This window comes from Catellatospora bangladeshensis, from assembly GCF_016862575.1.
GTDB classification, from domain to species: domain Bacteria; phylum Actinomycetota; class Actinomycetes; order Mycobacteriales; family Micromonosporaceae; genus Catellatospora; species Catellatospora bangladeshensis.
In genome coordinates this window covers 53,838-76,540 of the sequence record NZ_BONF01000053.1, presented here as the reverse complement: position 1 = coordinate 76,540, position 22,703 = coordinate 53,838, and the positions used below count along the sequence as shown (strand labels likewise).

The window sequence follows — 22,703 nt, the reverse complement described above, 5'->3', positions numbered from 1 at the left end:
CCGCGTACTGCGGATCTGCGACCCGACCGGCGGCACCGGGTGGCGGTCGCGCAGCGGGAGGGCCGCCCGGACCTGCCCAGCCCGGTGTTGGGCGCCCGCGCAGTCCGGCTGCAACGGGGCTCTGCTGACCGGCGTATGACGGCGGCGCGCCCTCCGGCCCGAACGGCGGGCGGGCTGCCGGATCGAGCTGTATGGCCGGCGGGGGCGGCGGTACTCGTGTGACCTACTCAGCGGTCGGCTTGTCCAGCGCCTTGCGAATACCCGCGCACAGCGGTGTACGGGCAGGTTCCAGCACCGGGCGTTTACTGCGGCGTCGGTGTGGGAACACCCGCAGTTGCGCATCACGAGCGTTTGCGCTGGTCAGGGCCGGTTCGTGACATGGACGCGACCTGCCCGGCCGAGAAGGAGCACGCCGAGCCGATGGGCACCGGCCGCCGCGATGACGGTTCCGACGTCACCGGCACGCATCAGTCCGAACAGCCGTTCTGCACAGTTCAAGGTCGAAAGTCTCTATTAGGCGGGGTCACAGATCATGACCGTACGAACTCCTTCCATCGATGAGCACCCTGATCTTGCGACGTTGGGACTGCGGTACGAGGAAGCCGCCGAAACTCCGACGGCTCAGGTGGTGGAGGGCCTCACCCTCCTCACCGGTCTCTACCTCGCCATCTCGCCCTGGGTGGTCGGCTTCACCAGCCACAACAGCCTCACGGTGAACAACGTCTTCACCGGTGTCACCTTGGCCGTGCTGGCCCTGTGCTTCGCCACGATGTTCGGGCGCTCGCACCGGATAGCCTGGGTAGCCCCTGTCATCAGCGCGTGGACGATCTTCGCGCCGTGGCTGGTCAGCGGGCCGGCGCCGAGCATCGGAGCCATCGTCAGCAACGTCATCGTGGGCTTGGTGGGCCTGGCGTGCACCATCGCGATGATGATGCTGGGCAAGCGGCGGGCCGGTACGGCGAGCCGGCGGGTGCCGGCGGTGCCGACCGATCCGATGCGCGACCAGCGCCAGTGGCCGGGGACGGGGGGTCCGGCCTGACGCTGCCGCGTCCCACGAGGTTCGAAGCGAGGCGTCGCCAGGGCGACGCCTCGCTTCTTTCTGCCGTCAGTGCGGGTGGGCCTGAGTCAGCCGGGCGAAGGTGCGGATCAGCGGCGTCTCGCGGTCGGTACGCCAGACGAGCGACCACTCGGTCGGCGGGGCGTCGTGGATGGGCCGGAAGACGACGCCCGGATAGGCGTAGTAGCGGCCGAAGTGGGCGTTGACCGGGCTGACGACCTGCCCTGCGGCGACGAGCGCGAGCAGCTCGTGGCAGGTGCGAGCGCGGGGACCGCGGCGGATGGGGTGGCCGTTGGGCGTCGTGGTCGGGAACATCTCCCGCAGCCACGTCTCCGGTCCCGGATCGGGCGTGAGGCGGCCCGCAAGGTCCTCCAGGGACACGGTCCGGCGCAGGGCGAGATCCGAGGCCTCGGGCACGGCGAGGGCGCGGCCCTCGGTGCGCACGACGGGGCCGTGGGTGAGGTCCTTCTCGCGTACCGGGAGCCACATCACCTGCAGGTCGACGTCGTCGGCACGCAGCGCCGCGAACGGATCTCCGAAGTGGAACTCGGCGACCTCCACCGAGCAGGACGGGTGGCGGGCCGTGAACGCCTCCGTCAGCGGCCGGATCTCGTTGCCCATCGCCCCGATGACGCCGAGCCGCAGCGCGCCGTGGGTGCCCTGCGCCGTGCCGGACGCGGTGGCCAGGCCGGTCCTGATCAGCTCATACGCCTGGCGGAGGTCGCCGTGCAGGCGGGTGCCGATCGTGGTCAGCCGCACCGCCCGGCTCGTGCGCTCGAACAGCGCGGCGCCCACGTGACGCTCCTGCTTCTTGATCGACTGGCTGACCCGTGCCTGCGACACGTGCAGGCGTTCGGCCGTGCGCCCGAAGTGCAGCTCCTCGGCCAGGGTCAGGAAGATCTCGATGTCGCGCAGCTCCATCCCGGTAATCGCCCCGAGGGCGGTGGGCATGGCTGACCTCCGATACGGGAGACGAGACGGCTTGTCTCGCCAGACTGTGACGCATGCGGGCGGCGCTGTCAAGACGAGACGTTGCGACTCGTCATCGGTTACAGTCGGGGCCATGAGCCGCCAGCCTGACCCCAGCCGCCGCAGCGAGCAGTCGCGGCAGGCGATCCTGGCGGCCGCCGCGGACCTGTGCATGGAGATCGGATATGCCGCGACCACCGTCGAGGCGATCGCCGCCCGGGCCGGGGTCGGCAAGCAGACGATCTACCGCTGGTGGCCGTCGAAGGCCGCGGTGCTGCTCGAATACATGCGGCGGATACGCGACGCGCGGCTCGGGTTCGCCGACACCGGGGACGTGCGGGCCGATCTGCTGGCGCAGACGACGGCCGTGCAGACCCTGTTCGGCACCAACCTGGGCGCCGTGTGGCGAGGGCTGCTCATCGCCGCCCAGTCCGACGACGTCGCGGCGGGCGATGTCCGCGCGTTCCTGGAGGTGGCGGTCACCGAGGCGAAGGCGCGGCTGGCCAAAGCCCAGCAGGCCGGCGAGCTGCGGGCCGACGCCGACCTCGACATGACCGTGGAGATCATCTTCGGGCCGCTGTACCACGCCTGGCTGCTGCGGGCGCGGCCGCTGCCCGAGGCGTACATGAAGGACGTCCTGGACCTGGTCTTCGACGGGCTGAAGCCCGGCGAAGGCGGCACCGCGGCGCCGCAGGGGTAAGCGCCCGCCGCCGAGAGCCGCACAGCGATCGCCGCAAAGCGAGTCCCGGCTCCGCGGCGACGAGGGCAGCGTGGTTCCCAGGCGACCGGACCCGCCAGGCCCGGCATCGCCTCAGCGGGCCGCTACCCGGTGCCCCGCGCGTCGGCGGCGGCCTGGACGAAGGCGCGGACCAGGGGAGTCTCCCCGCCGCTGCGCCACACCGGGGCATACCGCAGGACCGGCCCGCCGGTGATCGGCAGGAAGGTGAGGTCGCCGCGCTGCCGGGTGGCGGCCACGCCCGACCCGATCGGCGATATGACGCTTCCCCCGGCGATCCCCATCAAGGCCTCCTCCAGGGTGGCCACGACCAGTGCACGCCGGATCGGCCGCCCGGTCGGCGTCACGGCCGGGGTGTGCTGCTCCCACATGTAGTCGGGAATGGGCCCGGCCGGATACACCACCGGATAGTCGCCGAGAACCTCCATCTCGACCTTGCCGCGGTCGGCCAGCTCATGGTCCGCGGCGACGGCCAGCACCAGTTCCTCGGTGTGCACCACCGGCCCGACGGCGAGGTCCGGCTCGCGGACGGGCAGCCACAGCAGCCCGACGTCCACCGTGCCGGCGCGCAGCGCCCCGAGCGGGTCGGTCGGCAGGATCTCGCGCAGGCGCAGCTCGCACTGCGGATGCCGCTGCCGGAACAGGTCGATGACCGCCGCGATCGACTTGTAGAGCGTCGCCATCGTGCCGACGGTCAGCACCCCGGCATGCCCCCGGGCCGCCGCGGCGGCCTCGTCGAGGCCCGACATGATCTCGCCGTAGCCGGCGCGTAAGCGGTCGCGCAGCCGCTCGCCGAGCGGCGTGAGCCGGACGCTGCGGCTGGTCCGCTCGAACAGGGCGCCGCCGATCCGGCGCTCCTGCTGCTTGATCGACTGGCTGACCCGCGCCTGCGACACGTGCAGGCGCTCGGCCGTACGCCCGAAGTGGAGCTCCTCGGCCAGGGTCAGGAAGATCTCGATATCGCGCAGCTCCACCAGGCCGTCCCTCCCGCCGGTCACCGGGCTTCCGGATCCGGAAGTCTACGGCGGTGGGGACGGCACGGCGCGCGGGCGTGATCCAGACCACGGCCGACCGGGTCTGCCGTCGAACGATAACCGGTGGCTAATGCGGCGGTGCGATCTTCCGCGTTGTTCGGCGGGCACGGCCGGGCGATCGTGAGTGCCATGAGCGAACGCTTGATCGACATCGTGGCGGTGCCGGATCACCCCGGGACCGCACGGTGGCAGGCCGTGACACCACCCGGCCTGGTGGCCGGGACGGCCGGCCTGCGCCCGATCATCCCGTTCGAGCACGGCCTGCTGCTGCCGGGGCCCGTCGCACAGCCGGGCGCCGCCGAGCTGAGCCTGTACGTCGAACCGCCGTGGCGGCGGCGCGGGATCGGCTCCCGGCTGCTGGAAGCCGCCGTTGCACACGCCGCACGGCAGCGCCTGGTCGCCGAGGTCGCCGCGGGCTCCGCCGGGGAGGAGTTCTGCGTCCGGCACGGCTTCCGGCACACCGGATCCGGCAGCCACGAGCTGCTCACCTACTGCGACGTCCACCATGCCTGGCTGGGTGAGCTGATCGACGTCGAGCACCCCGGATACCGGCTCAGCCACTGGACCGGCGACCTGTCGGGCGCGACCCGGGTCGAGGAGCTGCTCCGGCGCCCGAGCAGCCCCGGCAACGCGGTGCTGAGCGCCGCGCAAGCGGACGGCGACCTGGTGGCCTACGCCCTGGCGGCCGTGGGGGCGGCACCGCGGCGCCGCGCCCGCCAGTACGGACCGGCCGTGCTCACCGCCCATCGCGGACGGCGGCTGGGCCTGTGGGTCAACGCCGCCCTCATCCAGCGGCTCCGCGAGATCCACCCCCACATCGACGAGATCGAGACACGCACCGTCGAGGACGATCCCGGCCTGCTCGCCCTGCGCCAGCACCTCGGATTCCGTCAGCTGCGGCGAACCCGCCTCTACGAGCTCGCCCTGCCCTAACGCCCACCGACCCGCAGACCCGGCGTCACACCGAACCCGCCTGCGCTGCCGGAGAGAGGTTTGTCATGAACAGTCCCGAACATCACCGCATCTGCAGCCGCCCAGCCGGAGCCAGGGGCCCTCCGAACAGGGCGATCTCGCAACAAGCAGCCAGCGGCGATCAGCCCCGGTCGCAGCGTTCAGCCCGATCCGATTCGTACAAGCTCAAAAGGAGTTTCCATCGTGTCCGTCACCTTTCCCGACCAGGAAAGACCCACCTTGCCGACCACCGCCGGCAGTCCGGATGGTTCGCCCCTCAAGCCCACCGCTCCGGCCACGCCAGCGGTGATCGCATGACCTCGGCGATCGTGGCCTCGGAGCTGCGCAAGGCATACAAGGACAAGGTCGTCCTCGACGGCATCGACTTCGAGGTCCGCGCCGGAACCGTGTTCTCCCTGCTCGGCCCCAACGGTGCCGGCAAGACGACCACGGTGAACGTGCTGACCACGCTGATGCGGGCCGACGGCGGCACCGTGCGCGTCGCCGGCCACGACATCGCCACCGAGGCCAAGGCCGTACGCGCGGCCATCGGCGTCACCGGCCAGTTCGCCGCGGTCGACGAGCTGCTGACCGGGCAGGAGAACCTGCAGCTGATGGCGGACCTCAACCGCGCCGTCACCGGCAACGGCGAGCGGATCGTCGCCGAGTTGCTCGAAAGGTTCGAGCTGACCGCCGCGGCGGGCAAACCCGCGTCGACCTACTCCGGCGGCATGCGCCGCAAGCTCGACCTCGCCATGACCCTGGTCGGCAAACCGCAGATCATCTTCCTCGACGAGCCGACGACCGGCCTCGACCCGCGCAGCCGCCGCACCATGTGGTCGATCGTGCAGGACCTGGTCGCCGACGGCGTCACCGTCTTCCTCACCACCCAGTACCTGGAGGAGGCCGACCAGCTCGCCGACCGGATCGCCGTGCTCGACCGGGGCCGCCTGGTCGCCCAGGGCACCGCCGACGAGCTCAAGCGCCAGATCCCCGGCACCCACGTACGGCTGCGGTTCACCACCGCCGCCGAACTCGACGAGGCCGCGCGGGCCTTCCCCGAAGCCACCCGCGACGACGAGGCCCTGGCCCTGCGCGTGCCCGGCGACGGCGGCACCAAGTCGCTGCGGGCCCTGCTGGACCGGCTCGACGAGCACTCCCTCAACGCCGAGGAGTGCTCCGTGCACACCCCCGACCTCGACGACGTCTTCCTCGCCCTCACGGGCCACACCACGGAGGCCGACCAGAAATGAAGTCGCACTCGCTGGTCATGCTGCGCCGCAACTTCAAGCACCTCACCAGGAACCCGACCTCGGTGTTCAACGCCGTGCTGATGCCGATCATCATCATGCTGATGTTCGTGTACATGTTCGGCGACGCCTTCGACGTCGGCGTGGACTACATCGACTACGCGACACCGGGCCTGATCCTGCTCGCCGTCTGCTACGGGCTGGGCGGCACCGCGACGGCCGTCAACTCCGACATGACCAAGGGCATCATCAACCGGTTCAAGGTCATGGACGTGTCCCGCGGCGCGGTGCTCACCGGACACGTCGTCGCCAGCGTGCTCACCAACGTCATCGCCATCGCGGCGCTCGTCGGGGTGGCCTACCTGCTGGGCTTCAGCCCGGCGGCGAGCCTGACCGACTGGCTCGGCGTGGCCGGCGTCGTGGTGCTGCTCGCGGTCGCGGCGGGCTGGTTCACGGTCGCGCTGGGGCTGTCGGCGAAGTCGCCGGAGACCGCGGGCATGGCCGCAGTGCCGCTGGTCATGCTTCCGTTCTTCAGCAGCGCCATCGTCCCGGCGGAGAAGATGGGTCCGGGGCTGCGGCAGTTCGCCGAGTACCAGCCGTTCACGCCGATCATCGAGACCATGCGGGGGCTGCTCAACGGAGCTCCCGACACGACCGACGCGGTCGTCGCCGCCGCCTGGTGCGTGGCGATCGCGCTCGTCGGCTACCTGTGGGCCCGTTCCACGTTCACCAAGCGGGCGTGACCTCGGCCGGATGACCTCGGCTCGTCCGGGTGACCTCCCGGTGCCGCCTCGGCGAACGAAACTCGCCGAGGCGGCACCGCACCGCTCAGACCGCTCGCACCTCCAGTTGGAGATGGCCGCCGCAGCATTGCCACGTGGCATGATCCCGCCATGGACCAGCAGATGGCACGCACGTTCGCCGAACGGTGGATCGCCCTCTGGAACGCCCGCGATCTCGAAGGTGTGCTGGCGCTCTTCGCCGACCACGTTGTCTTCAGCTCGCCGACCGCCGCGCGACTGATCCACGGCTCTGACGGCGTCGTGCGGGGCAAGGAAGCGCTGCGCGCCTACTGGGCCGACGCCCTGAGCCGCAACCCCGAGCTGCACTTCGACCTGATCGGTGTCTACGCCGGCATCAAGACTTTGGTGATCAACTTCCGTCATCAGACCGGTGTGCACGCCAACGAGGTCCTCATCTTCGACGGACCCCTGATCGTCGAGGGACACGCGACGCACTTCACTGCGTAGGCGGTGGCTCGACCACGCGTGTGCAGTGCGTCGTTCCGGTGACCCGCGCGTTCCGGCTCCGGCCGTACCGCGCCGTCACTGAGGGGTGAGCGGGGTGAGTTGCTGGATGTCGTGCCGCGCGCGCAGTTCCGCGATCGCAGCCTGATCCGGCCGGCCGCCCCCGATCAGGTCGGCCAGTTCCTGCAGATACACCTCGTGCCCGGCGGGTGTGACCAGGAACAGCATCCGCGCCGGCACCGGACCCGGGTTGAAGAAGGCGTGCGGCACGCCCGCCGGCACGAACATGCTGCTACCCGGGCCGCCGCGCAGCACCTTGGCGCCGTCGTCGGACTCCCACCCGCGCCAGTCCCCGGCGGCGGTCGGCGAACCCGCCCGAGGACGGAACGCCAGCAGGTCCAGCTCGCCGTCGAGAACGTAGAACAGTTCCTCGGCGTGGTGATGGAAGTGAGCCCCGACATCGAAGCCGGGCTGGACTACGGTCTCGAACATCGACCAGGTGGGCGTCTCGTCGGCGCCGACCTTCAGGGTCATGCCGGAGCCCGCGATGGGCCGGCCGGCACCAGGCGGCAGGAGAAGTCCTTCAGTCATCGGTGATCCCCTCAACAGCGGGTCGGACGGGGCGAGGATCCGCGCTGGAGACGCCGATGTCCACGTCGCCGAGGCATCCGCGATCTCTCGACAGAGACGCTATCGAGGCATGCGCACCTGGTCCTGGTACAGAAACTGCTAGTCTCCGGCGGAGACCGGGGGACTGTCCATGAACGACGCGGCAGCGGCGCGCCGAGCCGAACTCGGCCTGTTCCTGCGCACCATGCGGGCGGCGCTAACACCCGCCGACGTGGGCCTGACGCCCGATCTGCATCCCGGGCGGCGGCGCACCCCGGGGCTGCGCCGCGAGGAGGTCGCCGAGCTGGCCGGCGTCAGCCTCACCTGGTACACCTGGCTCGAACAGGGCCGCGACGTCACCCCGTCCACCCAGGTCGTCGACGCGCTCGCCCGCGCCCTGCGGCTCGACGACGACAAGCACCGGCACCTGCGCCGCCTGGCCGGGCCCATACCGATGAGCCGGGCGCCGCAGCCCCGGCCGCACCAGCGGCTGCAACGGCTCGTCGACGCCCAAGGCTCCGTCATGGCCGTCGTCTACGACCGCTACCTCGACTACCTGGTGTGGAACAGGGCGTACGCCGAGCGCCGCGTCGATCCGCTGACGTTCCCGGCGGACCGGCGCAACATGCTGTGGATGATGTTCACGCACGAGCCGAACCGTGCGGTGCTGGGCGCGCGCTGGACGGCCGCGGCCCGCGCGGTGCTCAGCCAGTTCCGCATCGCATCCGGCGAGCACCCCGGCGACCCGCGGTACGCCTACCTGGTGGACCTGCTCCGGCAGGCGAGCCCTGAGTTCGCGCAGTGGTGGGCCGAGTACGACGTGCGGCCCTTCCGCGCGGCCCGGCTCGTCCTGCACGGCGATGCGGCGGACACCGCCGTGGACGTATTCCAGCTCCGCCTCGTCGACGAGCCCGAGCTACTGATGGTGCTCCAGGTGCCCGCCGATGGCTCGGACCACGACATGCCCTCTTGAGCACCGCGCCCGCGCATCAGCGCAGGTCAGGCGCGCAGGAACGCGAGCACGGCCAGCACCCGCCGGTGCTGGTCACCGGCCACCGGCAGGTCCAGCTTGGCGAAGATGCTGCTCACGTGCTTGTTGACGGCGGCCTCGGTGACGAACAGGTCCCGGGCGATGGCCGCGTTGGCCCGCCCTTCGGCCATCAGCGCCAGCACCTCGCGCTCGCGGGGGCTGAGCCGCTGCAGCGGATCCTGCCGACGGCGCAGCAGCTGGCGCACCACCTCGGGATCCACGACGGTCGCGCCGCCCGCGACGCGTTCGGCGGCCGCGGCGAAGTCGGCGACCGCCCCGATCCGGTCCTTGAGCAGGTAGCCGACGCCGCGCCCGTCGCCGGAGTCGAGCAGCTTGCCCGCGTAGGACTGCTCGACGTACTGGCTGAGCACCAGCACCGGCAGCCCGGGGTCGGTCTCGCGCAGCCCGACGGCGGCGCGCAGCCCGTCGTCGGTGTGGCCGGGCGGCATGCGCACGTCCGTGACGACCAGGTCGGGCCGGTCGGCGGTGACGGCGGCGACCAGCGCCGGGGCGTCGCCGACCGCCACGAGCACGGTGTGCCCGAAGCGTTCCAGCAGGCTGATCAGCCCTTCGCGCAGCAGCACGCTGTCCTCGGCGATCACGATCCGGAGTGGCACGGCACCTCCACGTGCAGCAGGGTGGGGCCGCCCGCCGGACTGGACAGCCGCATCCGCCCGTCGAGGGTGGCGAGCCGGTCGGCCAGGCCGGTCAGCCCGCTGCCCGCCGCGGCGTCGGCGCCGCCGGTGCCGTCGTCGCGGATCTCCAGGACGAGCAGGTCGGTGTGCAGGCGGCCGGTGACCTCAGCCTGCCGGGCGCCGCTGTGCTTGGCGACGTTGGCCAGCGCCTCGGCGACCACGTAGTAGGCGGTGACCTCGACGGCCGGGGGCAGCCGCCGGGGCAGCCGGATGTCGACGCGCACCGGGACCGCCGACAGGGTGGCCAGCTCGCCGACGGCGTCGGCCAGCCCGTGGTCGGTGAGGACCTGCGGGTGTACGCCGCGGATCAGCGCCCGCAGCTCCTGCAAGGTGAGTGTCACCTGCTCCTGCGCCCCGGCCAGGTGCCGGTCCATGGCCGAGCCCGGCTCGGCGTCGAGCCGGGCCAGGCCGAGCTGCACGCTTAGCGAGACGAGCCGCTGCTGTGCGCCGTCGTGCAGGTCCCGTTCGATGCGGCGGCGTTCCAGCGCGAACGCGTCGGCGAGCCGGGCGCGGGAGGCGCGTACCTCGCTGAGCTGCGCGCCGAGCTCGTCGTCGCGCGGGGCGAGCACGGCCCGGGTGAACGCGGCGCGCGCCCCGGCCCAAGCGGTGATGGTGTAAGGGGCGGGCAGGAGCAGCAGCAGCCCGAGGAAGAACAGCCCTGTCACGTCGGAGTCGTCGAGCGGCGACGCCATCACGATGACGGGTACTGCCAGTGCACCGAACAGCACGCCCAGGTCCATCCACCACAGCCCGACCAGCGACAGGGCGGTGAAGCCCAGCTCCCGCCAGGTCGCCGGCTCGCGCAGGCGGGTGTCGACCCAGGCCCGCACGCCCGGCTGCCGCGGTGCCCGGTGCGGGTCTGGCGCCGGGTCGAGGTCGACCAGCCGCAGCCGCCAGCGTTCGAAGCGGGCGACGTACACGCCCGACAGCAGCAGGGCCAGGATCAGCAGCACGCCGACCAGCACGATCAGCAGGATGAGCCCGGCCGCGGCGAGGGTGAGCACGACCGCGCCGACGAACCCGCCCAGCAGCACGCCGGAGACCAGGTACGCCAGCGAGCGCCACGGCCAGGCCGAGGTCAGGAACCGCAGCGGCCGCTGCGCCAGGGCCTGCCAGGCGGTACGCGCGTGCACGGCTCGACGGTACCCGGCCGTTGATCTCGTGACGGTAGTGCGCGCACTACCTCTGTTGTCCCGTCCACGCCAATGTGCCGGGGCGCCCGCGCGGGTGGACTGGTCGCCATGACGATCACACAGACTCCGGTGGCCGAGGCGGTCCGGCTGACCGGCGCCCGGCGGGTGTACGGCGGCGGCGATCAGGCCGTCGTCGCCCTGGACGACCTGACGCTGGGCTTCGCCCCCGGCACCTTCACCGCGATCATGGGCCCGTCCGGCTCCGGCAAGTCGACGCTGCTGCAGTGCGCGGCCGGCCTGGACCGGCTCACCGCCGGGACGGTGCACCTGGGCGGCGTCGACCTGGGCGCGCTGAACGAGCAGCGCCGCACGGTCCTGCGCCGGGACCGGATCGGGTTCGTGTTCCAGGCGTTCAACCTGGTCGCGTCGCTGACCGCGGCGCAGAACGTGGAGCTGCCTCTGCGCCTGGCGGGCCGCCGCCCGGCCGCGGCGGCCGTGCGGGCGGCGCTGGCCGAGGTGGGCCTGGCCGACCGGGCCGGGCACCGGCCTAGCGAGCTGTCCGGCGGGCAGCAGCAGCGGGTCGCCATCGCGCGGGCGCTGATCACCCGCCCGGAGGTGGTGTTCGCCGACGAGCCCACCGGCGCGCTGGACACGGCCGCCTCGCGGGAGGTGCTGGGGCTGCTGCGGGCCGCCGTCGACGGGCACGGGCAGACCGTGGTGATGGTCACCCATGATCCGGTCGCGGCGTCGTACGCCGACGAGGTGGTGTTCCTGCGCGACGGCCGGATCGCCGACCGCCTGGGCGGGCCGGCGGGGCTGCCCGGCCGGGCCGAGCAGATCGCCGCCCTGATGACCCGGCTGGAGCAGCGGTGATGACGCTCGCCTCGGTCCGGGGCCGGGCCGTTTCGCTGGCCGGGACGTTCGCCGGGCTGGCCCTGGGCGTCGCGCTGATCGCGATGAGCCTGCTGGTGTACGCGTCTGCGCAACCGCGCCCGCCCGAGCGGCTGTCGGCGGCGCCCGTGGTGGTCCACGGGCCGGTGCTGCCCGACGCGTCCGGGATCGGCGACGGGGTGCGCCCGTGGTCGGCCGACCAGGCGCAGGCGCTGGCCGAGCGGCTGGCCGTGCTGCCCGGCGTCGCGGCGGCGGTGCCCGACCGCAGCTTCTACGCGCAGCTGGTCGTGGACGGGCGGCCGGTCGGCGACCCGGAGGACGCCGGCGCCGGACACGGCTGGCCGAGCGCGGCGCTGGGCGCGTACCCACTGACAAAGGGCACCGCCCCCGATGCAGACGGCGAGGTCGCCGCCGGTGCCGCGACCGGGCTCGCGGTGGGGGACCGGACCACGCTGCTGACCGGCGGCGGTCCCGCCGAGGTCACCGTGACCGGCCTGGTCGACGGGCCCGGCGTCTACGTGTCCGAACAGGCGGCGGCCCGGCTCTCGCCCGGCGTCGCGGCCATCGGGCTGCTGCTGCACCCGGGCGCCGACCCAGTGGCGGTGGCCGCGGCCGCCCGTGCCGCCGCGCCGGACGCGACCGTGTCCACAGGCGACGAACGGGCCGCGCTGGAGCCCGCCCAGGCCGCCAAGACGCGCTGGCTGGGCACCCAGCTGCTGATCGCAATGGCGAGCCTGGCCGTGTTCGTGACCGTGTTCGTCGTCGCATCGACGTTCGCGCTGAGCACCGCGCAGCGGCGGCGCGAGCTGGGCCTGCTGCGCACCGTCGGCGCGACCCCGCGCCAGATCTGCCGCATGGTCATGGGCGAGGCGCTGCTCGTCGGCGGCGCGGGCGGGCTGGCCGGGGCCCTGCTCGGCGTCGCCGCCGCCGTGCCCGCCGCGCGGCTGCTCGCCGACTGGGGTCTGGCCGAACCCGGCCTGCGGATCCGGCCCGAACCGCTGCCGGTGCTGGCAGCCGTCCTGGTCGGCGTCGGAGTCGCGCTGACCGGCGCGTACGCGGCCGCGCGGCGGGCGGCGAAGGTGCCGCCGATGGCCGCGCTGCGTGAGGCGTCCGTGGAGGCAAAGGCCATGGGGCTCGGGCGCTGGCTGGGCGGCGGCGGTGCGCTGGCCCTCGGCGGGTTCCTGGCGGTGCGCACCGCCACGGCCGCGGCCGAGGACCGGGTCAACTCCGCGCTGTTCGCCGCGATGGCGCTCACCGCCGCCGCCGCGCTGCTCGCGCCGGTGCTGCTGCCGCCGCTCGTCCGGCTGGCGGGGCTTCCGCTGCGCGGCTCGCGCGGCGCCGGGGCGATGCTGGTGCGCGCCGAGACGCTCGCCGCCGTACGCCGCACCGCCGCCACCGCGGCGCCGGTGATCGCCACGATCGGGTTTGCGGTGCTGCTGTCCGGGATGGTCGCCACGATGCGCGAGGCGTACCCCGCCGGGCAGGCGGCCAAGCTCGCCGGGCTCACCATCGCAGTGCCCGACGGCATGCCCGGCCTGCCCGCGACCGCCGTCACCACAGGTGGCAGGTCGGTGCTGCCGACCCGGGTGTACGCCGGTGACGTGTCCGTCGCCGCGTTCGGCACCACCGGCGGGCCCACCAGCGTGGCCGCCGGGACCGCCGACGCCCTGGACATCCGAGTCGGCGACAGCGTCACGGTGACGTTCGCCGACGGCCTCACCGAACAGCTCACCATCGACAAGATCACCCCGGACGGGCAGGTCGACGACGACCTGATCCTGCCGCAGGAACTGGTCCGGCAGCACGACCCCTCGGCCCTGGCCCCGTCGCTGCTCGGCGCGGACCCGACGGCGCTGGCCGGGCAGCCGGGCGTCGAGGTGCTCGACGCCAAGGCGTACGCCGAACGGGAGGGAGCCGAGGACGGGCGGCTGCTGTGGCTGTTCGCAACCGTCCTGATCGCGCTGTCGGTCGGCTACACCGGCATCGCCGTCGCCAACACCATGGCCATGTCCGCCGACGGCCGCCGCCCCGACCTGGGCGTGCTGCGCCGCGCCGGAGCCACCACCCGCCAGCTGCTGCGCTACGCCGCCGCAGAGACACTGCTGGTCGTGGTCCTGGGCGCAGGGCTCGGCCTGGCGGTCACCGTGCCGCCGCTGCTGGGCATGGCCGCCGGGCTGGAGCAGGAGGTCGGCGCACCCGTGACCCTCCGCCTGCACTGGCCGGTCACCACCGCCACCATGCTGGCCACGGCCCTGCTCGCGATCACGGCGGCAGTGCTCGCCACTCGCCGGGCCGCCCGCCGCGCCGCGTCCGGTTAGGCCGCGGGCTCGCCGCCGCCAGGTCGTAGAAACCCGGCTTCGGCGGCGGGCCGGCCGCGTGTCTCGCGGTGTCGCGAGCCGCGTTGGACACCCGACTTCGCATACACCAACCAGCCGGCGTCGGCCGAGCGCTGGCCCCCGTTGCATGTGCCTCTACCATGGCCTCATGGGTCGGGCACCACGTCGAGCCGGCGACCACCTTCAAGCCAAGGTGGTCGCGGGTGTGCCCGCCCTAGGGCTGGCACTGATCGAAGGTGTAAAGATCATTGGCGGGTTCGGGTCTGCACCGAATATCTACCAGGTCACTGCCCTGACCTTCGTCGTGTACTTCACCTGCGTGTATGTCGTGGCGAGCCCGCACCCCTTTAAAAAAATTCTGCTACATAGCTGATTGGCACTTTAGTCGTAGAAAGTGCCGTCAAGATCGGCCGCCCTGTCTGTGGCTCTCACGTACACAGTCGGCAGAGACCCGCACCGGTTGGTACGTCCGTCTTGCCAGGCAGAAGGGCTGTATGCGTACCGACGCCACGGTCCCCGTGGTCGGCGCGCCAGCATCGGCGACCCAACCAGCAGCGCCTGTCACCCACATGTGTATCGACGTATCCAGCGCCAGCCCGTGTCCTCTTCCACGGTGCGGCCGCCACTCCGGCGACCGTCTACCGGATGGAGCAGGGGGAGCGATGGGAACGCTGGAGAACACCACGAACGGGCCCGAGGAGACCGCCATTCACGGCGTCGGCCAGGGCGAGGGCGCGATCGCCGTCTTCGGCCAGGGCGCGGCGGTGGGCGTACGCGGTGACGGGGCGACCTGGCACGGCGTGGCCGGGCTCAGCACCAGTTCGACCGGCGGCGCAGGCGTCTTCGGGCACAACGCCAACGGGCCGGGCGTGATCGGGGAGAGCCCGGTCTGGATGGGCGTCTACGGCAAGACCGACAGCACCACCGGCGGCGCCGGGGTGATGGGGGAGGGCGTCACCGGCGGGCCGGGTGTCATCGGCAAGAGCCAGAAGTGGCACGGCGTCTACGGCGAGACGTTCGCGGCGGGGGCCACGGGCGCGGCGGCGGTGTGGGGCGAGAACAAGGCCGACGGGTCCGGCGTGGTCGGGCACAGCCAGTCCGGTGCCGGCATCTACGCCAAGAGCGAGCAGGGTCCCGCCGCAGTGCTCGACGGCCGGGTCGAGGTGATCGGCGAGCTGCAGGCCCGCGGCAGGGTCGAGGTGCTCGGCGACCTCAAGGTCCACCGCAAGATCGAGGTGGTGGAGGACATCCTGCTGCAGGGCGGCGACGTCGCGGAGCTGTTCGACGTGACGGCGGCGGCCGAGCCGGGCACCCTGATGAGCGCCGTGGACGGTGGGCGGATCGCGCCGAGCGACACCGGATACGACCGGCGGGTCGTCGGCGTCGTCGCCGGGGCCGGGCAGTTCCGCCCCGGGATGATCCTCACCGCGGGCTGCGAGGAGGGCGCGCAGCCCATCGCGATGATCGGCCGGGTGATCTGCAAGGTCGACGCGTCGTACGGGCCGATCGAGGTCGGTGACCTGCTGACGACCTCGCCGACCCCGGGCCACGCGATGAAGGCCGCCGACCAGCAGCGCGCCTTCGGGGCCGTGTTCGGCAAGGCCCTGGCCGGGCACGCCGACGGGCCGGGCATGATCGCGGTCATGGTCGGGCTGCGGTAGGCGGCGGGCATGCTGTCCGTACGCGAAGCCCGCAGGTTCCTCGGCGACGGCCCGATCAGCCTGGCCGCGCTGAGCCGGCTGGAACGCCGGGCCTTCCCGGTGAGCATCCGGGACCTGGCCACGGTGCGCCGCCACGACCTCACCGGCCGGGTCGCCGCCGGTGACGTGGCCTGCACCTACACCGTCACGGTGTACAGCACCGGAGCCTGGTACATCACCGGCGACGTCCACGACTCCGGCGACTTCTTCGGTGACTCGTTCGTGCTGGACTTCCTGCTCGATCAGGTCCACGGGGTCGGCAAGAGGTTCACCGGGGAACTGGGTGCGGGCGACGGGACCAGGATCACCGACCAGGGCGTCGACCCGTGGATCCGGGACAACTTCGCCAGCCTGACCCGGCTCAAGGCGACCATCCAGGTGACGCCGGACGTCGCCTCGATCGTCGAGGCGGTCCTGCTGGTGTTGGTCGTCGCCGCCGTGGTGTCGTTCTTCGCCGGCCCGGGCAAGGTCGAGGCACGCCAGTGCACCGACCGGCCGTTCGACAACCACGACCAGTGCGTGGAGTTCCACAAGGTGGGGGAGTAGCCGTGGCCGTCAGTCTGCGCACGGCGCTGGCCGTGCTCGGCGCCGACGGCGCGGCGGGCGGATCCGTGCGCGGCTTGCTGGCCGCGCACGGGTTCGCCCCGCCCATGCGGCTGCGGGAGCTGCCGGGGACGCTGGCACCGGTCCGGATACGCCACCGGATCACGCCGTCGTCGCTGGACGGCTGGTGCGAGCTGGCGGCGTGGCCGGACGGGCGGGTCGAGTACTCCGGCCACGTTCACGACAGCGGCCTGCTGGACATCCGCTACAGCGTCGTCACCAGCGTGCCGGTGCCGCCCCCGCCGGGGCCGATCCTGCTGGGACGGCAGGGGTTCGTCGGCGGGACGCTCGGACTGGACGGCCGTGACGACGACTGGCACCAGCGGGGCCACTCCGACTGGGTACGCGCCAACTGGCCGGCCTTCGTGGCGGCGACCACACAGGCCCGCACCGACGCCGGGGCGGGCATCGGGCTCACCGAGCTGCTGACCACGTTCATCGGCGGCGGCACCGGCCTGTGGGTCTTCGGACTGCCGTGACGGTCGCCCGACCCGGCGCGGGTCGTGGAGCCGGAGCGCCCGGCCCACGGCTCGCTGCGAGGCGTGTCGTGATCAGCCGGTCGCGGAGGCGTATGGCCGTCATGTCGCCGAACAGTCCGTAGGCTCAGGCGCATGACGCCTGACGGTGACGGCCGCTCGATGCGGGAGCGCATGCTGGCCGGTGACCTGTACATCGCCGACGAGGAACTGGTCGGGCACATGCACCGGGCGGCCGAACTGATGGAGGCGTTCAACGCCACCTCCGTCAACGAGCCGCAGCGTTACCGCGAGCTGCTCGAACAGCTGCTGGGCGCGGTGGGCGAGGACACCTACATCCGGCCGCCGATCCGAGTCGACTACGGCGCGCACATCCGGATCGGCGCACGGTCCTTCGCCAACTACGGCCTGGTCGCCCTGGACGTCGCCCCGATCACCATCGGCGACGACGTGCAGATCGGCACCAACGTGCAGCTGCTCACCCCGACACACCCGATCGACCCGCGGCTGCGCCGCGACAAGTGGGAGGCCGCCGAGCCGATCACCATCGGCGACAACGTCTGGCTCGGCAGCGGCGCGATCGTCCTGGCCGGGGTCACCATCGGCGAGAACACCGTCGTCGGCGCCGGAGCCGTGGTCACCCGGGACCTGCCCGCCAACGTCGTCGCCGTCGGCAACCCGGCCCGCGTGATCCGCACCATCCAGCCATCGGCCGGGTGACCGCGCCCGGACCACGCGCCGCGGGGCCCACGGTTGGACCGAAGCGGCGGCCCGGCACACGTGCGGAGCCCCGTACCGGCCGGAGCTTAGACTTGGCCGGTGCCCATCACCCTGTCACTGCTGGATGCGGTGCGCTGGGACGGCGAGCCGGTGGTGGGCGAGCGGCCGCAGGCACTGCTCGCCGCGCTCGCCGCCGCCGGGCGTGTGGTCAGCTCCACCCGCCTGATCGACCTCATCTGGGACGAGGACGTCCCCGCCAACCCGCTCAAAGCACTCCAGGTCGTCGTCTCTCGCACCCGGACGGCACACGGACCGGACGCGGTGGTCCGCGACGGCGACGGCTACCGCCTGGGCCTGGACCGGTCCCAGGTGGACGCGCAGGTGCTCGCCGACCTGCTCGCTACGGCCCGGTCCGCGTTCGAGACCGACCCGGCACACGCGGCCGACCTGGCCGCGCAGGCCCTCGCGCTCGGCCCGGCCGCCGCAGCGGACGGCCACGGCCCGCTCGCCGCGCTGCGCCGCGAGGCCGGACGCGACCTCGAACGGGCCCGGGTGCTGCTGGCCAGGGCGCGGGTCAGGCTCGGCGAGCACGCCGAGGCGCTGCCCACCCTGGCCACCGCGTGGGCCGTGCACCCCGCCGACGAGTCACTGCTGGCGGACCTGCTGCGCAGCGAGGCGGCGGTCCGCGGCGCCGGTGCCGCGCTGAGCCGCTACGAGGCGTACCGCGCCGACCTGCGCGAACGCCTCGGCGCCGACCCGGGCCCGGAACTGCGCCGGGTCCACGGCGAGCTGCTGGTGCAGGACAGCCCGGTACGGGCCGGCGTGCGCTACGAGGCGACCGCGCTGCTCGGCCGCTCCGGCGACGTTCGCCGGCTGCAGGCGCTGCTGTCCGCCGCCCGGGTCGTGTCCATCGTCGGGCCGGGCGGGCTGGGCAAGACCCGGCTGGCCCACGTGCTCGGCCGCGAGCATCCCGCCCCGGTGGTGCACTTCGTGGAACTCGTCGGCGTTACCGCACCCGACGACCTCGTCGGCGAGGTCGGCTCGGCGCTGGGCGTGCGGGACTCGGTCAGCGGCCTGCGCGCCCTCACCCCCGAGCAGCGGGCCGACGTACGCGCCCGGATCGCGCGCCACCTCGACCAGGCGCCGAGCCTGCTGATCCTGGACAACTGCGAGCACATCGTCGCCGCTGTCGCCGACCTCGTCGCGTACCTCGCCGCCACCACCCGCGAGCTGCGGATCCTCACCACCACCAGGGCGCCGCTGGCGATCTCCGCCGAGCAGGTGTACCCGCTGGCCGAGCTGGACGCCGCCGACGCGGCCGAGCTGTTCCGGCAGCGGGCCGTCGCCGCCCGGCCCGACGTGCACCTGGCCGGGACGGACGAGGTGGTGGCCGAGATCGTCGAGCGGCTCGACGGGCTGCCGCTGGCCATCGAGCTGGCGGCGGCGAAGGTGCGCGTGATGGCGGTCGCCGACATCGCCCGCCGACTGGAGAACCGGTTCGCGCTGCTGCGCGGCGGGGACCGCAGCGCACCCGACCGGCACCAGACGCTGCTGGCCGTCATCGACTGGTCCTGGAACCTGCTCGCCGAACGCGAGCGCCGGGCGCTGCGCTGGCTGTCGGTGTTCCACGACGGGTTCACCCTCGCCGCCGCCGAGGCGATGCTCGGCGACGACGCCCTCGCCGCCGTCGAGGACCTCGCCGACCAGTCGCTGCTGACCGTCGTGGAGACCGGTTCGGGCGGGGTGCGCTACCGGATGCTGGAGACCGTACGCGAGTTCGGCCGCATGCAGCTCATCGATGCCGGGGAGGACGGCGCGGCCGAGCAGGCCCAGCGCGCCTGGGCGGTCGCCTTCTCCGCCCGGCACGCCCGCGCCCTGTTCACCCCGGCGCAGTTCGACGTCGTCGACGCCATCCGCCCGGAGGAGGCCAATCTCTCCGACGTGCTGCGCCGGACCTTCGCCACGGCGGACCCGGCGTCGATGGTGCAGATCCTCGCCGCGCTGGCCGGGTACTGGATCATCCTCGGGGAGCACACCCGGCTGATGGTCCTGATCGAGGCGGCCGCGAACGCGATCGACGGCTGGACGGCCCCGCCGGAGCTGGCCGGCGCCACCCGGATGGCGATCGGGATGACGCTCAACGGCTCCCTGGTCGCCAACAGCCCGTATTCGGGCGTGCTGCGGGCGGCGCTGCGGGCGGTCGGGCCGGGCGAGCACGATGCGTGGACCGCCGCGATGGTCACCACGCTGACCGAGATCGACCCGAACTCGGCCGAGGGCTACCTTCACGGGCTGCGTGAGCTGGCCGCCTCCGCGGACCGGCAGGTCGCGGTGCTGGCACTGCCGTGGCTCAGCCAGGCCCTGGAGAACCTGGGCGACCCGGACGCGGCCATCGACGCCGCCGAGCGCGGGCTGCTGCTGGCCGACGACTCGGTGGGACCCTGGTCGCAGGCGATCATGCACACGATGGCCGCGCAGCTGGCGATGCAGCTCGGCCGGGGGGCCGAAGCGGCGGTCCACGCGCGTGCCGCGCTGCCGGTGCTGGACCGGCTCGGCGCCCGCGACGACGCCGTCCAGCTGCGCTCGCTGCTCGCCATGGTGATGATCTCCACCGGTGACTTCGACGGCGCCGCCCGCCAGCTCGCCGAGCTCGGCGACCCGCAGGAGTCCGAGGGGGTGGTGAGCGGCCGGCTCGTGTTCGACCTCGGCAGCGCCGAGCTGGCCCTGGCCCGCGGTGACGTCGAGGCCGGGCTGGCCGCGTACCGCAGGGCGTTCCGGCGGGTGAGCGAGCTGCGGATGCCGGGCCTGCCCGCGACGGGCTACGAGCCGTGGGTGCTGGTGGCCGAGGCGATGAGCCTGACCGCGCACGCGTATCTCGCGCCGCCCGGCGACCCGACCGGCGGGGTCCTGTTCACGCAGGCCCGGGAACGGGCCGGCCAGGTGCTCGACCCCGAGCACCCCTACCTCGACTATCCCGTCTGCGGGCTGGTGCTGTTCGCGCTGGGCGCCTGGGGACTGCTGCGCGACGCCCTGCCGGTCCAGGACGCGGTGCGGCTGATCGCGCTGGCGGACCGGTTCGCGTATCACCGGAGCACGCCCACGCTGGCCTGGGCGCGGATCGCCGCCCACGCCGAGCAGCGGGCGCCCGGGATGCTGGCCACGCTGGCCGCCGAGTACGGCGACCGGCGCGGCCCCGACCTGCTCGGCGAGGCACGCAGCCTGGTCGAGCGGATCGGGGCCGGCTGATCTCAGAGGTGCCGCTTGTAACCGCGTACCGACAGCGGCGCGAAGATCGCGATCACGGCCGCGCAGGCCACGATGGCCCAGCCGACGTGCCCGGTGACCTGGCCGTCGTTGGCCAGGTCGCGGGTGGCGGTGACCACGTACGACACCGGGTTGACCTTCACGAACGCGGCGAGCCAGCCGGGCAGGGTCTCGACCGGGACCAGCGCGTTGGACATGAACGTCAGCGGGAACATGATCATCATGGAGATGCCCTGCACGCTCTGCGCGCTGCGGGCCAGCGTGCCGACCCAGGTGAACACCCAGGCCAGCGACCAGCCGGCGATCATCGTGAGCAGGATCGCCAGCACCACCCCGGCCACGCCGCCGCCGGGGCGGTAGCCCATCGCGATGCCGGTGAGGAAGGTCAGCGTCGAGGCGATGGCGTACCGCAGCAGGTCGGCGACCATCGGCCCGGCCAGCGGCGCGATCCGGGCCATCGGCAGCGACTTGAACCGGTCGAACACCCCCTTCTCCATGTCCTCGCGCAGTTGCACGCCGGTGGCCATGCAGGCGGTCAGCGCGGTCTGCGCCAGAATGCCCGGGATCACCAGCGGCAGGTACGCCTGGACGCTGCCGGACAGGCCGCCGCCGAGCAGGTACGCGAACATCGCCGTGAACAGCAGCGGCTGGATGGTGACGTCGAAGAACTGCTCCGGGTTGCGGCGCATCTTCTTCGTCGCCCGCCACGCCATCGACATCGTCTGGCTCAGCGTCTGCCCGACGCTGTTGTGCGAGGTCGTGCGGGCGGCGACGTCGGCCGCGGTCAGCCGCTTCGGCTCCGCCAGCGGCATCGGCCTGGTCAACTGCATGGTCATCGGGCCACCTCGAGTTCACGATCGTCCGCGGTCGCGGAGGGGTCGGCGCCCTCGCCGGTGCCGTGCCCGGTGAGCGCCAGGAACACCTCGTCGAGGGTGGGCGCGTCGACGCTCACCGAGGTGACGCCGACACCCGCCTCGCGCAGGCTGATGAGCACGTCGGCGGCCCGGTCCGCGGCGTCCAGCGCCACGTTCAGCCGCCCCGACTCGGGGCTGAGGACGGGATCCTCGCCCAGCAGGCGGCGTACGACCTGCGCCGCGACGGGCTGGTCGGCGGGCTCGGTCAGCCGCAGCCGCAGCGTCGAGTTGCCCACCGACGCCTTCAGCTCGTCCGGGGTGCCCTCGGCGACCTTGCGGCCCCGGTCGATGACCGCGATCCGGCCGGCCAGCTGGTCGGCCTCGTCCAGGTACTGCGTGGTCAGCAGGACCGTGCAGCCGCCCGCGACCAGCTCGCGGATGGTGTCCCACATCTGGCCGCGGGTGCGCGGGTCCAGGCCCGTGGTCGGCTCGTCCAGGAAGATCAGCGGCGGGCGGGTGATCAGGCTGGCGGCCAGGTCGAGCCGCCGCCGCATACCACCGCTGAACTGCGAGATCGGCTTGTTCGCGGCCTCCTGGAGGCCGAACTGCTCCAGCAGCCGCGCCGCGGTGGCGCGGGACGTCCTGCTCGACACGCCCTGCAGGCGGCCGAACAGCCACAGGTTCTCGTTGGCGGTCAGGTTCTCGTCGACGGACGCGTACTGCCCGGTCACCCCGAGCAGCTGCCGGGTGCGGTGCGGGTCCCGGCGCACGTCCACGCCGAAGATCTCGGCCCGGCCGCCGTCGATGGGCAGCAGGGTGGCCAGCATCTTGAGCATCGTGGTCTTGCCCGCCCCGTTGGGGCCGAGCACGCCGTAGATCTCGCCCTGCTCTACGTGCAGGTCGACCCCGTCGACGGCACGGAAGTCACCGAACGACTTCACCAGGCCCTCCGCGTGGACCGCGGGAATGTGCTTCATCTTCGCTCCCTCGCGACCGGCGTCGGCCGGTCAGGAAACACCGTCCACCGGCCCGGTTCCACGGCGCCTACACCGCGGTTTCACCGCCGGATCACCCAGCTCGCGGGGTCCTCGCCGGGGATTGCTTGCTTTTCGCGCAGGGGCCGGTCATTCTTGTCCTCCAACCGGACA

At 72.9% G+C, this 22,703-nt stretch carries 22 protein-coding genes; 15 read left to right on the top strand and 7 right to left on the bottom strand.

The window, feature by feature from the left end; genetic code table 11:
* Positions 1-580: 580 nt before the first annotated feature.
* Positions 581-1,039, top strand: coding sequence for an SPW repeat protein (locus tag Cba03nite_RS35855; protein ID WP_203756346.1), 459 nt, complete (start codon positions 581-583; stop codon positions 1,037-1,039).
* Between the two features lie 66 nt (positions 1,040-1,105).
* On the opposite strand, the gene Cba03nite_RS35850 is transcribed toward Cba03nite_RS35855, so the two are convergent.
* Positions 1,106-2,008, bottom strand: coding sequence for a LysR family transcriptional regulator (locus Cba03nite_RS35850; RefSeq protein ID WP_239126270.1), 903 nt, complete (start codon positions 2,006-2,008; stop codon positions 1,106-1,108).
* 112 nt (positions 2,009-2,120) lie between these two features.
* Here Cba03nite_RS35850 and Cba03nite_RS35845 point away from each other — a divergent pair, with 112 nt between their 5' ends.
* Complete coding sequence (locus Cba03nite_RS35845) at positions 2,121-2,726, top strand: TetR/AcrR family transcriptional regulator (RefSeq protein ID WP_203756345.1); 606 nt, start codon at positions 2,121-2,123, stop codon at positions 2,724-2,726.
* A 122-nt stretch (positions 2,727-2,848) separates the two neighbouring features.
* Here the strand turns inward: Cba03nite_RS35845 and Cba03nite_RS35840 are convergent, their stop codons facing one another.
* The gene (locus Cba03nite_RS35840) at positions 2,849-3,760 is read right to left on the bottom strand and encodes a LysR family transcriptional regulator (protein ID WP_239126269.1); all 912 of its coding nucleotides are present in this window, start codon (positions 3,758-3,760) and stop codon (positions 2,849-2,851) included.
* A gap of 165 nt (positions 3,761-3,925) precedes the next feature.
* Here Cba03nite_RS35840 and Cba03nite_RS35835 point away from each other — a divergent pair, with 165 nt between their 5' ends.
* The 4 genes from Cba03nite_RS35835 to Cba03nite_RS35820 all read left to right on the top strand — a co-directional run bounded on the left by Cba03nite_RS35835 (position 3,926) and on the right by Cba03nite_RS35820 (position 7,247).
* Positions 3,926-4,729, top strand: coding sequence for a GNAT family N-acetyltransferase (locus Cba03nite_RS35835; protein ID WP_203756344.1), 804 nt, complete (start codon positions 3,926-3,928; stop codon positions 4,727-4,729).
* A gap of 332 nt (positions 4,730-5,061) precedes the next feature.
* On the top strand, positions 5,062-6,000 hold the full coding sequence (locus Cba03nite_RS35830) for an ATP-binding cassette domain-containing protein (RefSeq protein ID WP_203756343.1): 939 nt from the start codon (positions 5,062-5,064) through the stop codon (positions 5,998-6,000).
* A complete protein-coding gene (locus Cba03nite_RS35825) occupies positions 5,997-6,740 on the top strand; it encodes an ABC transporter permease (RefSeq protein ID WP_203756331.1) in 744 nt (247 codons plus the stop codon). The genes Cba03nite_RS35830 and Cba03nite_RS35825 overlap by 4 nt, the downstream gene beginning before the upstream one ends.
* A gap of 150 nt (positions 6,741-6,890) precedes the next feature.
* Positions 6,891-7,247, top strand: a complete 357-nt coding sequence (locus tag Cba03nite_RS35820) for a nuclear transport factor 2 family protein (protein ID WP_203756329.1) — start codon at positions 6,891-6,893, stop codon at positions 7,245-7,247.
* A gap of 75 nt (positions 7,248-7,322) precedes the next feature.
* Here the strand turns inward: Cba03nite_RS35820 and Cba03nite_RS35815 are convergent, their stop codons facing one another.
* Positions 7,323-7,835, bottom strand: a complete 513-nt coding sequence (locus Cba03nite_RS35815) for a cupin domain-containing protein (protein ID WP_203756327.1) — start codon at positions 7,833-7,835, stop codon at positions 7,323-7,325.
* Positions 7,836-8,004: 169 nt separating this feature from the next.
* Between Cba03nite_RS35815 and Cba03nite_RS35810 the strand changes: the two genes are divergently transcribed.
* Positions 8,005-8,826 carry a helix-turn-helix transcriptional regulator gene (locus Cba03nite_RS35810; RefSeq protein ID WP_203756326.1) on the top strand — a complete coding sequence of 274 codons (822 nt, stop codon included), beginning with the start codon at positions 8,005-8,007 and terminating at the stop codon, positions 8,824-8,826.
* Between the two features lie 26 nt (positions 8,827-8,852).
* Here the strand turns inward: Cba03nite_RS35810 and Cba03nite_RS35805 are convergent, their stop codons facing one another.
* Positions 8,853-9,488 (bottom strand): response regulator, encoded by a 636-nt coding sequence (locus tag Cba03nite_RS35805; RefSeq protein ID WP_203756356.1) that lies wholly within the window; start codon positions 9,486-9,488, stop codon positions 8,853-8,855.
* Complete coding sequence (locus tag Cba03nite_RS35800) at positions 9,482-10,711, bottom strand: sensor histidine kinase (RefSeq protein ID WP_203756325.1); 1,230 nt, start codon at positions 10,709-10,711, stop codon at positions 9,482-9,484. Before Cba03nite_RS35800 ends, Cba03nite_RS35805 begins: the two co-directional genes overlap by 7 nt.
* A gap of 108 nt (positions 10,712-10,819) precedes the next feature.
* Here Cba03nite_RS35800 and Cba03nite_RS35795 point away from each other — a divergent pair, with 108 nt between their 5' ends.
* The 8 genes from Cba03nite_RS35795 (at position 10,820) to Cba03nite_RS35760 (ending at position 20,683) form a co-directional block, all read left to right on the top strand.
* Entirely contained in the window at positions 10,820-11,584 is a 765-nt protein-coding gene (locus tag Cba03nite_RS35795; RefSeq protein ID WP_203756323.1) for an ABC transporter ATP-binding protein, read from the top strand.
* On the top strand, positions 11,584-13,920 hold the full coding sequence (locus Cba03nite_RS35790; protein WP_203756322.1) for an FtsX-like permease family protein: 2,337 nt from the start codon (positions 11,584-11,586) through the stop codon (positions 13,918-13,920). Before Cba03nite_RS35795 ends, Cba03nite_RS35790 begins: the two co-directional genes overlap by 1 nt.
* A 166-nt stretch (positions 13,921-14,086) precedes the next feature.
* The gene (locus Cba03nite_RS35785; RefSeq protein WP_203756321.1) at positions 14,087-14,311 is read left to right on the top strand and encodes a hypothetical protein; all 225 of its coding nucleotides are present in this window, start codon (positions 14,087-14,089) and stop codon (positions 14,309-14,311) included.
* A gap of 289 nt (positions 14,312-14,600) precedes the next feature.
* Positions 14,601-15,599 carry a hypothetical protein gene (locus Cba03nite_RS35780; RefSeq protein ID WP_203756320.1) on the top strand — a complete coding sequence of 333 codons (999 nt, stop codon included), beginning with the start codon at positions 14,601-14,603 and terminating at the stop codon, positions 15,597-15,599.
* Positions 15,600-15,608: 9 nt separating this feature from the next.
* The gene (locus Cba03nite_RS35775) at positions 15,609-16,184 is read left to right on the top strand and encodes a hypothetical protein (protein WP_203756318.1); all 576 of its coding nucleotides are present in this window, start codon (positions 15,609-15,611) and stop codon (positions 16,182-16,184) included.
* A 2-nt stretch (positions 16,185-16,186) separates the two neighbouring features.
* Entirely contained in the window at positions 16,187-16,720 is a 534-nt protein-coding gene (locus tag Cba03nite_RS35770; RefSeq protein ID WP_203756316.1) for a hypothetical protein, read from the top strand.
* Positions 16,721-16,852: 132 nt separating this feature from the next.
* A complete protein-coding gene (locus tag Cba03nite_RS35765; RefSeq protein WP_239126268.1) occupies positions 16,853-17,437 on the top strand; it encodes a sugar O-acetyltransferase in 585 nt (194 codons plus the stop codon).
* Between the two features lie 99 nt (positions 17,438-17,536).
* A complete protein-coding gene (locus Cba03nite_RS35760; protein ID WP_203756314.1) occupies positions 17,537-20,683 on the top strand; it encodes an ATP-binding protein in 3,147 nt (1,048 codons plus the stop codon).
* Between the two features lie 2 nt (positions 20,684-20,685).
* Here the strand turns inward: Cba03nite_RS35760 and Cba03nite_RS35755 are convergent, their stop codons facing one another.
* Both Cba03nite_RS35755 and Cba03nite_RS35750 read right to left on the bottom strand, forming a co-directional pair.
* The gene (locus Cba03nite_RS35755; RefSeq protein WP_203756312.1) at positions 20,686-21,537 is read right to left on the bottom strand and encodes an ABC transporter permease; all 852 of its coding nucleotides are present in this window, start codon (positions 21,535-21,537) and stop codon (positions 20,686-20,688) included.
* The gene (locus Cba03nite_RS35750) at positions 21,534-22,532 is read right to left on the bottom strand and encodes an ATP-binding cassette domain-containing protein (protein WP_203756310.1); all 999 of its coding nucleotides are present in this window, start codon (positions 22,530-22,532) and stop codon (positions 21,534-21,536) included. Before Cba03nite_RS35750 ends, Cba03nite_RS35755 begins: the two co-directional genes overlap by 4 nt.
* Between the last annotated feature and the right edge of the window lie 171 nt (positions 22,533-22,703).